This is a genomic window from uncultured Campylobacter sp., assembly GCF_938045625.1.
Classification (GTDB): Bacteria; Campylobacterota; Campylobacteria; order Campylobacterales; family Campylobacteraceae; genus Campylobacter_A.
Genome location: NZ_CALIAV010000011.1, coordinates 18,056 through 27,340 on the forward strand (window position 1 = coordinate 18,056; position 9,285 = coordinate 27,340).

Annotated in this window: 10 protein-coding genes; 7 read left to right on the plus strand and 3 right to left on the minus strand. The window is 46.3% G+C overall.

Annotated features, from left to right (window positions below):
* From hisC to Q0386_RS00705, 7 genes are all read left to right on the plus strand, one after another.
* Positions 1–1,101 (plus strand): histidinol-phosphate transaminase, encoded by a 1,101-nt coding sequence (gene hisC, locus Q0386_RS00675; RefSeq protein WP_299025650.1) that lies wholly within the window; start codon positions 1–3, stop codon positions 1,099–1,101.
* Complete coding sequence (gene fliF, locus Q0386_RS00680; RefSeq protein ID WP_002947290.1) at positions 1,102–2,796, plus strand: flagellar basal-body MS-ring/collar protein FliF; 1,695 nt, start codon at positions 1,102–1,104, stop codon at positions 2,794–2,796. It begins immediately after the preceding gene.
* On the plus strand, positions 2,796–3,827 hold the full coding sequence (gene fliG / locus Q0386_RS00685; protein ID WP_039895120.1) for a flagellar motor switch protein FliG: 1,032 nt from the start codon (positions 2,796–2,798) through the stop codon (positions 3,825–3,827). Before fliF ends, fliG begins: the two co-directional genes overlap by 1 nt.
* The gene (gene fliH, locus Q0386_RS00690; RefSeq protein ID WP_299025657.1) at positions 3,824–4,639 is read left to right on the plus strand and encodes a flagellar assembly protein FliH; all 816 of its coding nucleotides are present in this window, start codon (positions 3,824–3,826) and stop codon (positions 4,637–4,639) included. The genes fliG and fliH overlap by 4 nt, the downstream gene beginning before the upstream one ends.
* Complete coding sequence (dxs, locus tag Q0386_RS00695) at positions 4,639–6,480, plus strand: 1-deoxy-D-xylulose-5-phosphate synthase (RefSeq protein ID WP_299025672.1); 1,842 nt, start codon at positions 4,639–4,641, stop codon at positions 6,478–6,480. The genes fliH and dxs overlap by 1 nt, the downstream gene beginning before the upstream one ends.
* A gap of 75 nt (positions 6,481–6,555) precedes the next feature.
* Positions 6,556–6,717 carry a hypothetical protein gene (locus Q0386_RS00700; RefSeq protein ID WP_299025660.1) on the plus strand — a complete coding sequence of 54 codons (162 nt, stop codon included), beginning with the start codon at positions 6,556–6,558 and terminating at the stop codon, positions 6,715–6,717.
* Between the two features lie 633 nt (positions 6,718–7,350).
* Positions 7,351–7,761, plus strand: coding sequence for a Fur family transcriptional regulator (locus tag Q0386_RS00705; protein WP_299025663.1), 411 nt, complete (start codon positions 7,351–7,353; stop codon positions 7,759–7,761).
* 211 nt (positions 7,762–7,972) lie between these two features.
* Here Q0386_RS00705 and Q0386_RS00710 read toward each other — a convergent pair whose 3' ends face one another.
* From Q0386_RS00710 to Q0386_RS00720, 3 genes are all read right to left on the minus strand, one after another.
* Positions 7,973–8,242, minus strand: a complete 270-nt coding sequence (locus tag Q0386_RS00710) for a hypothetical protein (protein ID WP_299025666.1) — start codon at positions 8,240–8,242, stop codon at positions 7,973–7,975.
* Positions 8,239–8,649 carry a hypothetical protein gene (locus Q0386_RS00715; protein ID WP_299025669.1) on the minus strand — a complete coding sequence of 137 codons (411 nt, stop codon included), beginning with the start codon at positions 8,647–8,649 and terminating at the stop codon, positions 8,239–8,241. The genes Q0386_RS00710 and Q0386_RS00715 overlap by 4 nt, the downstream gene beginning before the upstream one ends.
* Positions 8,650–8,967: 318 nt before the next feature.
* Positions 8,968–9,105, minus strand: a complete 138-nt coding sequence (locus Q0386_RS00720) for a hypothetical protein (protein ID WP_297961557.1) — start codon at positions 9,103–9,105, stop codon at positions 8,968–8,970.
* Positions 9,106–9,285: the final 180 nt, after the last annotated feature.

The window sequence follows — 9,285 nt, forward strand, 5'->3', positions numbered from 1 at the left end:
ATGAAATTTAACGAAAATTTGGCAAATTTAGTGAGCTACGAGGCGGGCAAGCCTATCGAGCTAGTCGTGCGCGAATACGGCATCGACGCCAAAGACGTCATCAAGCTAGCCAGCAACGAAAACCCGTACGGCACGAGTCCTGCGGTAGTAAAAGCAGTCAGCGAGATAGTAAATAAAATGCACCTCTACCCGGACGACAGCTACTTTGAGCTAAAGGCTGCGCTAGCTAGTAATTTTGGCGTTAGCGCAAAATCTATCGTAATAGGCTCCGGAAGCGATCAGATAATAGAATTTGCCGTGCACGCAAAAGCAAACGCAAACAAGGGAATTTTGATTGCAGGCATAACATTTGCTATGTATGAAATTTACGCCAAAGCAGCGGGTGCAAAGGTTTTTAAAACTGATAGTAAAGAGCACGATCTAGACGAGTTTTTGCAAATTTACAAGGCTAAAAAAGACGAGATCGGAGTAGTATTTTTGTGCGTACCGAATAATCCGCTAGGAGGCTGCCTGGATGCTGAAGAAATTTATAAATTTTTAGAGCAGATTGACGCCGATACGCTCGTGGTTATCGACGGCGCGTATCAGGAGTTTGCTAAATTTAAAGACACGAAAAAAGAGATAAAACCGCGTGAACTCATAGCTAAATTTCCAAACGCGATATATCTGGGCACGTTTTCTAAAGCTTACGGCCTTGGCGGTATGCGTGTGGGATACGGCATCGGCGAGCAAAGCGTGATGAACGAGCTGGGAAAACTAAGGGCGCCGTTTAACATAACGACGCTTAGCTTAAAAGCGGCCATAGAGGCGCTAAAAGACGAAGAATTTGTAAAAATGACGCTTGAAACAAATTTTGAAGAGATGAAAAAATATGAAGATTTTGCCGATCTTCACGGCATAAAGCATCTACTAAGCTTTACGAATTTTATCGTTTTTGAGTTTGAGCGTCAAAACGCGAGCGAGCTTGCTCAAAATCTGTTAAAAAAAGGTATAATTTTACGTGATCTAAAAGGCTACGGATTAAACGCGGTTCGCATAACGATCGGACTGCCTAGTCAAAACGACGTAGTTTTAAAACAAATTGGGGGAAATTTAAAGTAAATGGATTTCAAAACCGCAATTCAACAAATCGGACAGGTCTATCACAACCTCTCGTTAAGACAGCGCCTAGTCGCCGCGGGCTCGGTCGTGCTCGTGGTCGGTTTTTTAGTGTTTTTGAGCATTCACAAAAGCTCAAACGAAAACTACGACGGCTATAGCGTACTTTTTGAAAACACTTCCGCCGCAGACTCTGCGCTAATAATCCAGCAGCTTGAAAAAGATAAGGTAAAGTATAAAATTTTAAACGAGGGCACGATTTTGGTGCCAAACTCGGACGTTTACCGCGAGAGGATCTCGATCGCGTCGCTTGGGATTTTAAAAGACGGCAAGGTTGGATTTGAGATTTTCGATAAACAAGAATTTGGCGCGACTGATGCTGAGCAAAAGGTTAAATTTCAGCGTGCGCTCGAGGGCGAGCTAGCTCGCACGATCGAAAGTCTAGCGCCGATAAATAAAGCCATCGTGCGTATCGCGATACCCAAAGAAACTATTTTTACCGAGCGAGCCACGCCGCCAAGCGCCTCTATCGTATTAAATTTAAAAGACGGACAGAGCTTAAATTTAAAACAAATCACGGGCATTAAAAATTTAGTCGCCGCAGCGGTGGCAAATTTAAAACCAGAGCAAGTCAAAATCGTGAGCCAGGACGGAGTACCGCTAGGCGAGGAGGACGGCGAATACGATAGCGATCAGATCACGCAACAAATCCGCTATAAACGCGACGCCGAGCACAATCTCGAAGAAAAAATCATAAACGTCCTATCGCCTATCGTGGGCGGCTCGGATAAGGTCGTAGCCAAAGTAACGATAGACTTTGACTTTGCTAGAAAAGATAGCCAAAGCGAGACCTTTGATCCAAACTCCGTAGCTAGAAGCGAACAAAACGTCGAAGAAAAACGCCAAGGTAGCAAAGAAGCCGAAGTACAAGGCGTGCCGGGAGCCGTGAGCAACATCGGTCCGGTAGAAGGTCTTCAAGACGGTAAAATGAAAGAGCTGTACTCAAAAAGCTCATCTACGACAAACTATGAAATTTCAAAAAAAGTCGAGCGCGTCAAGGATCAATTTGCTAAGATAAACCGCCTAAGCGCCGCTGTCGTCGTGGATGGAAAATACGAAAATAAAAAAGACGAAAAAGGAAATCCGACTAGCGAAATAGCCTACGTACCGCTTGATAAAGAGCAGCTAGCGCGTATAGACGCTCTTATCCGTCAGTCTATCGGCTTTGATCAAAACAGAGGCGACGAGGTCACGGTTAGCAACTTTGAGTTCCAGCGTCAAGACGGACAGACGCCGGCTAGCAAAGTTCAGTCCTTTTTCGAGCTTTACGTAGTGCCGTTTTTGCCTATCTTAAAGTATCTTTTTGTAGCGATCTTACTATATGTATTCTACAAGAAAGTCATTACGCCGTTTATGACCAAAATGCTTGAGGACGTAAAAGAAGAAGAGATTGATCTATCCGAAAATGAGGTTCAGCTCGAGGATAGCGAGGATACGCTGGAGAAATTTCAGGCAGCTAGGAAAAAGGTTGAGGAGCAGCTGGGTATCGGAGATAACTTTAACGAGGACGACCTGCGCTACGATGTATTACTAGAAAAGATGAAACTAGTCGTTCAAGATCGCAGTGAAGAGATAGCCGTATTGCTTCAAGATATGATAAAAAACGATTCTGACTTTAGCAACCGTAAGGACTTTTAATGGCAATAAAGTTAAATGAACAACAAAAGATGATTTACGACGACCTTTCGATGCCCGAAAAGGTCGCTATTTTGCTTATTCAGCTAGGCGAAGATGTCACGACTCTGCTTTTTTCGCATATGGAGGTTGACGTCATAACCGAAATTTCGCGCTATATAGCTACCGCAAAGAGTACCGACAAAAGCGTAGCTGCTGCGGTTTTAGAAGAATTTTACGCTCTCATGCAGTCAAATCAATATATGAGAAGCGGCGGCTTGGAGTACGCGAAAGAAATTTTATACCGCACCTTTGGTCCTGAAGCCGCGCAAAAGATACTCGACAAGCTCGCAAAAAGCATGGAAAACACAAAGAGCTTCGGTTATCTTACCAAGGTCAAGCCTCAGCAGCTTGCGGACTTTATTGTTAACGAACATCCGCAGACTATCGCGCTTATTTTGGCGCATATGGACTCAACTAGTGCGGCCGAGACGCTTTCGTTTTTTAATAACGAGCTTAGAAGCGAGGTCGTCGTGAGAATGGCAAATTTGGGCGACATCAGTCCATCTATAATCAAACGCGTTTCAACGGTGCTAGAAGGCAAACTAGAGAGCCTCACGTCCTACAAGGTCGAAGTCGGCGGACCAAGGGCCGTGGCGGAGGTGTTAAACCGCCTCGGTCAAAAAGCGTCAAAAGCTACGATCGAATATATCGAGGACGTCGACGACAAGCTCGCTACGACCATCAAAGAGCTTATGTTTACCTTTGAGGATATTAACACCCTCAATCAAGCAGCTATCCGCGAAATACTTAAAAACGTCGATAAAAAAGACCTTATGATTGCCCTAAAAGGTAGCGGCGATGCATTGAGAGATAAATTTCTCTCCAGTATGTCTCAGCGCGCCAGCGATTCGTTTAAAGAAGAAATGCAGTTTTTGGGAGCGGTGCGCGTAAAAGACGTCGAAGAGGCGCAGCGCCGCATAGTAGAGCAGGTTCAGGCCCTAGCCGAAAGCGGGGCGTTCCAAATAGGCGAAAGCGATGAGATGATAGAATGAAAAGTAGCGTAATAACAAATGAGCGCTCAAAAGAGCACTTCGTAGAAAACTATCGGTTTAAAATTTTAGGTCAGGAAAAAAGAAGCGATGATGCGCAAGCGGCTCACGAGAGCGGGACTCGCCGCGCGTCAGAACATCAAGGTGAGCGAGCTTTAAACGGCGAGCAAGAGAGCTCAAATTTAAACGACGCAAAAGAGCAAAGCGCGCATTTTAAGCCTGAATCAAGCTTTATCGAGGAGCTGCTAAAGCGCACCGACGAGATGAGCGGTAGTATGATAAAGCTGCAAATGCAAATCGAAAATCAAGAAAACGAATTTGCCAAACGCCTAGAGAGCGAGATCCAACGCGCTAAAGAGGACGGCATAAAGCAGGGTAGAGACGAGGCGGCGGCTAAATTTGACGAGGAGCTAAAAGCGCTTGAGAGCAGATATCTAGGCTCTATAAATAAGCTTGAAGAGCAGGCGGCTAAATTTGAAAGCCTCATCGCATCTAGCGAGGCGCAGTTACCCGCTACCGCAGTTGATATAGCCAAAGAGGTCGTAAAAAAAGAGATTTCGCTAAATTCGGCAAACATCGCGGCGGCTATTTGCAAGGAGCTTTTTAGCGAGATAAAAGACGCCAAAGAGGTGCAAGTCAAAGTAAATCCGAAAGATTACGAGTTTATCAAAGAAAATTTCTCCGGTCAAAACGTCAAAATCTCCGCCGACGAAGCCATCAGCGCGGGCGGAGCGATCGTGCTTAGCGACGCGGGCAACCTCGAGGGCACCATCGAAGCCAGACTAGAAAAAATCAAAAAGATAATAGGACAATGATAGACGTAAAATCTATGAATATGGAGGAGCTTGAAGCGCTTTGCGGGAAGCTCCGTGATAAAATTTTACAAACCGTCAGCGCAAATGGCGGACATCTTAGCTCAAACATCGGTGCAGTCGAGCTTATCGTCGCGATGCATTATGTTTTCGACGCAGCAAAAGACCCGTTTATATTTGACGTTAGCCACCAAAGCTACGCGCACAAACTAATCACGGGGCGCTGGGACAAATTTGACACGCTTAGAAAATTTGGCGGTATCAGCGGCTACACTAAGCCATCCGAGAGTAAATACGACTACTTTATCGCAGGCCACAGCTCCACCTCGATCTCGCTAGCAGTCGGCGCATCAAAGGCGATCAAGCTAAAAGGCGAGGATCGCATCCCAGTGGCCTTTATCGGCGACGGCTCGATGAGCGCGGGTATCGCGTACGAGGCGCTAAACGAGCTGGGCGATATCAAAAACCCATGCGTCATCGTCCTAAACGACAACGAAATGAGCATCAGCAAGCCCATCGGCGCCTTTAGCAACTACCTGTCGCAGATGATGGCCGGGCCGCTGTATCAGAAGTTTAAAAGCCGCGTCGAGCGATTTTTGAGCTATATGCCAGACGGCGCCGCGTATATGGCGCGCAGGATGGAGGAGGGCATCAGGATCTTTACGCCCGGGATGTTTTTCGAGGAGCTTGGGCTTGAGTACATCGGTCCCGTAAACGGTCACGACGTGAGGGCGCTTATCGAGGCGTTTAATGTCGCAAAGGGGATGAAAAAGCCCGTCGTCGTACATGCGCAGACGCTAAAGGGCAAGGGATACGAAAAGGCCGAGGGGCATCTGGCCAGCTGGCACGGCGTGAGTCCGTTTGATTTGCAAAGCGGCGAAGCCATCAAAAAATCAGCCGCCAAATCGGCCACCGCGCTATTTGCGGAAAATTTGACCGAGCTAGCTAGCGAGCATAAAAATATCGTCGGAGTAACCGCCGCGATGCCTACGGGCACGGGCATAGACGCTTTGATGGAGAGGTTTCCCGATAGATTTTGGGACGTCGCGATCGCCGAGCAGCACGCTGTCGCCTCGATGGCAGCGATGGCGAAGGAAGGCTTTAAACCCTTTATCGCGATTTATTCGACCTTTTTGCAGCGGGCATTTGACCAGGTCGTGCACGACTGTGCGATCATGAACCTAAACGTCGTCTTTGCGATGGACCGCGCGGGCATAGTCGGCGAGGACGGCGAGACGCATCAGGGCGCATTTGACGTTAGTTATCTAAATTTGATCCCGAATTTGACGATTTTTGCGCCTCGTTGCGCCGATAGCTTTAGGCTCGCTATGCGCTACGCCTACGCTCACGAGGGGCCTTGCGCTTTTCGTTACCCACGCGGAGCTTTTGCGCTGGCGCAGGGCGAATTTGAAGCGCGCGAGCTAAAGCTCGGCAAGGGCGAAATCTTGGTCGAGGGCGGCGGCAAAGCAGCCTTTATCGCTTACGGTAACGCCGTGGGCAAGGCAAACGCCGCGCGCAAAATTTTGCTTGAAAAAACGAACGGCAAATTTGACCCGAGCCTTGTTGATCTGGTGTTTGTTAAGCCGCTTGACGACGAACTTTTGCAAGAGCTCGCGCGCAGGCATAAAATTTGGTACGTCTTTTCAGATACCGCAAAAAAGGGCGGCGTAGGCGAGATTTTGGCTGCATTTTTGCAAGAGCAGCGCATTTTTGATGTGCGCATCGTTAGCTTTGAGTTTGACGACGTCTTTATCCCGCACGGCGCTACGGCCGATGTCGAAAGGGCTCTTGGTATCGATGCGGCAAGCATTTGCGAGAAAATTTTATCCGAAACGGCGGATTAAATTTGAGATGAAGCGTTTTCGCGCTTCGGTTTTGCGAGTTTGGGCGAGCGTATTTGGACGGAAAAGGCGAAAAATTTGAGCAAAACAAACCTTTTTATACTCGGTCTCGCCGCTCTTACTTTGATTTACCGCGCCTTAAACGGTACGGGTAAATTTGCACGCATCAAGCCGGTTTTATTGATTTTTATCTTCGTTTATCTTTTTTACGGACTGGCTTGCGAGCGAATTTTGGGTTAAATTTGAGCCTCGATAGACTTTGTGCTAAGGCTTGTTTTGCTCGCTGCGCCCTAGGATAAAAATCGCTAAAAAACATTACAGACTTTCGTTTTTACCGCCTATAAAACGCTTAAATTTGGCGCCGATGCTTGATTGGGTGCGGATTTTATCAAAAAAGGTAAAATTTAAGTAGATTTTTGCTCGTAAATTTGGTCGTACGGCAAGGTATAGAAGCTTGTTTAAATTTAAAATCGTAATTAGCGAAAACTCAAAAATGCGAATTATTTTTACGCCTTTGCTTCAAAAACGTAGCCTTATCTAAAATGCTGCGATACCGCTGCAACCGACAAAAAATAAATTTTACGGTAGCGATGATAAGCGGCGTTCGGTTGCAACGATCGATAGTAAAATTTACGCCGTATTAAAAGTCGGCTTTTTATTTAAATTCGGCAAGCAAACCGTCAAATTTAAATCGCATTCAAATTTAAGCCCAAAGGTCTAAAATTTACCTTGAGTATAGCGCTTAAACTCGCAAAAAGCATAAATTTGACTACAAATGACACAAATTTTAGTAAATAATAATTTATATTACCAACTATAAAGAAGTTTTAAATAAAATTTTTGTATATTTAGCAAAAAATATTAGGAAAAACGATGAACTATATGGAACTTCTCAAAAATCATGGCCTCAAAGCTACTCCGCAGCGCCTCAGCGTGCTCAAAATCCTCGACCGTCACACGCATCCGACGATCGATGAGCTTTATGAAGAGATCTGTGCCGAAACCCCGTCCGTATCGCTCGCGACAGTGTATAAAAACCTAAATATGCTAAAGGACGAAGGCCTTGTCGTCGAGGTAAATATGCCAAACCAAAAGGCGCGCTACGACATCTTTAGCTACCCGCACATCCATGTCGTATGCGAGAGCTGCGGATACGTCGAGGACTATAACTTCTGCGAGGCGCTGAATGAGTACAAGGAAAATTTAGAAAGAAAGCTCGGAAATTTCATCGAAAAGATGAATGTGCTCGTAACCGTAAAAGACTGCAAAAACTGCCGCCATTAGGTTTTTGGCTCGCTTTTTTGGCGAGCTAAAATTTTCTCTCGTTTATAGCTTTATAATGAATTAAATTTCGGCTTATGCCGATAAAATTTGCCGCTGTTTTTGATCCTGCAAGCGATCTTTTATCAAGAATAAATTATACTCACAAGAGCTTCGGCGGCGCTAAAAGCGGCGACATTGTGCATTTTAACCTGCCATAAATTTATACTAAACCTCACTTCGCGACGCGATTTACCCAGATCAAAAACTCATCGCTTGAGTTCTCGTCGTCTAGATGCGCGGGAGTGACTAGCTCAAGTGCAGTCTGCGGGATCGTCGTTTTGAACGTCTGTGTTACCCACTGCTGAAATTTCAGATTTGGATGCACGATAAAATCGTCGTTGTTTGGCGGCGCGCTAAAATCCTCGTCCCAGCAGATTTCATCATAACCGATCGCGAGCAGCCGTAAAAAATCAAGCCCGCTGCGAGCCAAAACGCAGGTCATCGTCGAGCCCGAGCCGGAGCCCATGTGCGGGGTCTAGTCTCGCCCGCATCATCCAGCCACAGCGCACACATCGAGCCCTCCGAGCCGCTGCCTGCGAACACGCAAAGCCGCTGCTTGATCTCGGCGGCAAGCTCGCGATCCTCGTCGTAAAACCAATACCTTAGCTCCTCGTCGCGATTTTTCGGCTCATCCGTGAAAAATACGATGTCCGTGCCGCCCTCGCGCTCATCGTCACTCCAGCTCTGCCGTAGCCGATCCTGCAGGTAGAGATAGCCGCGTCTGCGCCCGCCAACATCGTCATAAAAGCCGTTTGCTTCGATCCACGCATAAAGCGCCTCAAGTTCGCTCGGCACGCGCATGCCCTGCGGTAGCGCCTCGCGCAACTGCGCTAACAATAAATTTTCCACGATCACTCCTTTTGTTAAATTTGCCGCTCGAATTTTACTGCGTTTCGACTAAATTTACGGATATTTTGTCTGATATTTGCGGCGTTTTGCGCCCCCGTCGCCGCAAGCGCAAATCGGGCTCTTAAAATTTAGCAGATTTTCGTTGCGATACGCGCGGCGGCGTGAGCGCATATTTGAAAAAAGTATGAAAACTTTAAGTAGAAAAAATGCGTAAAATTTTACGACTTAAATTTTACTATTTTAAGGTCTCTTTGTTTTTTTGCAGAAATTTACGGTTTTAAATTTAGCTCACCGCAAAGAGTAAAATTTTAGCGATATCTATAAATTTAAAATTTCTCGCGCCTTTTGTTTGCAAGCCTCAAATTTTTGCTCAAACTCTGCGCGTCTTTGCAGCTCGTTTTTCGCCCCTATTTTGGTGTATCCCGAGCCTCGCCCTAGAAAATATACATAGCCCATATTCTAAAATTTCGTTATAAACGGCACTTTGTCATTATTAAATTTGCAAATTTCGCCGCTGCTTGACCTAACGGGCGAATTTCGTCTAAATTCCAAGCTCGGCTCTTACGAGCGCTTCGTTTTGTGGCGTCAAAAAGCCCGCGATATCCTGCCACATCGAGTGAAAGCCGTATCCGCCAT

Coding starts and splice junctions, on each gene's coding strand:
- fliH (WP_299025657.1), top strand. CDS start 3,824: ATGAAAAGTAGCGTAATAACAAATGAGCGCTCAAAAGAGCACTTCGTA.
- Q0386_RS00720 (WP_297961557.1), bottom strand. CDS start 9,105: ATGGGCTATGTATATTTTCTAGGGCGAGGCTCGGGATACACCAAAATA.
- Q0386_RS00705 (WP_299025663.1), top strand. CDS start 7,351: ATGAACTATATGGAACTTCTCAAAAATCATGGCCTCAAAGCTACTCCG.
- fliF (WP_002947290.1), top strand. CDS start 1,102: ATGGATTTCAAAACCGCAATTCAACAAATCGGACAGGTCTATCACAAC.
- Q0386_RS00710 (WP_299025666.1), bottom strand. CDS start 8,242: ATGACCTGCGTTTTGGCTCGCAGCGGGCTTGATTTTTTACGGCTGCTC.
- hisC (WP_299025650.1), top strand. CDS start 1: ATGAAATTTAACGAAAATTTGGCAAATTTAGTGAGCTACGAGGCGGGC.
- fliG (WP_039895120.1), top strand. CDS start 2,796: ATGGCAATAAAGTTAAATGAACAACAAAAGATGATTTACGACGACCTT.